Raw genomic sequence first — 1,784 nt, 5'->3', positions numbered from 1 at the left:
CACGAGGGCCTGAGCCTGGCCACGGAGCGTGACCTGGGTGCCGAGACCCAGCACCGCGCCGCCGTCATCGAAGCCCTGCCCTTTCTCGACCCCGAGCAGCCGCCCGACCAGCCCTGGCTGCTGGCCGATGCCGAGGAGGCGCTGGCCGCCGTGGAGCGCCTGCCCGGCCTGGCGGCAATCGCCGCGCTGGCCTGGCCCAAGGGTAAGCCGATGCGCGTACTGCCGGTGGACGGCGCCGCGGTGCAGATCGAGGTCAGCAGCGGGCGCGATTGGCTGGGCGTGACCGGTGAGGTGCAGGTCGAGGAAGGCCGCGTCGTCGGCCTGCAGGAGCTGCTGTCCCTGAGCCGCGCCAGCAAGAGCCGCTTCGTGCGCATGGCCGAGGGGCACTACCTGGCGTTGTCCGAGCAACTGCGCCAGCAGCTGCGCGACCTGGACTCACTGGCCCAGACCAAGAAGGGCGAGCTGCAACTGCCCAATGCCAGCGCCGCCTGGCTGGACCAGGGCCTGGCCGGCGTGCGCTTGGGCGGCGACAAGGCCTGGCGGGCGCGGGTGGAGCAGCTCACGGCCGCCGCCGCGCTGCAGCCCCAGCCGCCGAAATCCCTGCGTGCCGAGCTGCGTGCCTACCAGGCCGAGGGCTTTGCGTGGATGAGCCGCCTGGCCGCCGCCGGCTTTGGCGCCTGCCTGGCCGACGACATGGGCCTGGGCAAGACGGTGCAGACGCTGGCCCTGCTGATCGAGCGCAGCGCGCTGGGCCCGGCCCTGGTGCTGGCGCCCACGTCGGTCTGCGGCAATTGGGCGGCCGAGTGCGCCGCGTTTTCGCCGGGGCTGAATGTGCAGGTCTACGCCGAAGCCGCCGACCGCAGCGCGCTGCTGCAAGCCGCCGGCCCGGGTGATGTCATCGTCGCCAGCTACGCGCTGGCGCAGATCGACGCCGAGGGCTTTGCCGCGCGCCGCTGGGCCACGCTGGTGCTGGACGAAGCCCAGGCGCTGAAGAACGCCGCCACCAAGCGCGCCAAGTCGGTCGCCGAGTTCGATGCCGACTTCCGCCTGGCCCTGTCCGGCACGCCGGTCGAGAACCGGCTGGCGGACCTGTGGTCCATCATGAACCTCATCAACCCCGGCCTGCTGGGCACACCGCAGCAGTTCAATGAGCGCTTTGCGGGCCCCATCGAGCGCCAGCAGGACGCGACGGCCCGCGCCCGGCTGCGCCGCATCGTCGCGCCCTTCCTGCTGCGCCGGACCAAGGCGCAAGTGCTGCAAGACCTGCCCCCACGCACCGAGATCGTCCACCGCGTGGAGCCCAGCGAGCAGGAACGCCACTTCCTCGAAGCCCTGCGCCGCGACGCGCAAGCGGCGGTGGCCGCGGCAGCGGCCAGCGGCGAGCGCGCCGCACCCATGCAGGTGCTGGCCGAGCTGATGCGCCTGCGTCGCGCCGCCTGCGACCCGCGCCTCGTGTCACCCGAGCTGGGCCTGGTGGGAGCCAAGATGGCCGAGTTCGAGCACATCGTGCGCGAGCTGGTGGCGGGCGGCCACAAGGCCCTCGTCTTCAGCCAGTTCACCGACTACCTCGACCTGCTGGGCGAGCGCCTCACGCAGATGGCCCTGCCCTTCCAGCGCCTGGACGGCAGCACGCCGCAAGCCGAGCGCACCAAGCGCGTGGCGGCCTTCCAGCGTGGCGAGGGCGATGTGTTCCTCATCAGCCTGAAGGCCGGCGGGTTCGGTTTGAACCTGACGATGGCCGACTACGTCCTCATCGTCGACCCCTGGTGGAACCCCGCCGCCGA

1 protein-coding gene is annotated in these 1,784 nt (G+C 72.2%); it reads left to right on the top strand.

Translation table 11 applies throughout. The features are described 5' to 3' along the window. Positions 1-1,784: DEAD/DEAH box helicase (locus ACXJKR_RS31420; RefSeq protein WP_457326191.1), on the top strand; the 1,784-nt coding region annotated here is incomplete at both ends.

It is taken from the genome of Roseateles sp. P5_E11 (assembly GCF_054049355.1).
The sequence above is the reverse complement of the archived record's forward strand: the minus strand, read 5'-3'. Positions and strand labels throughout refer to the sequence as shown.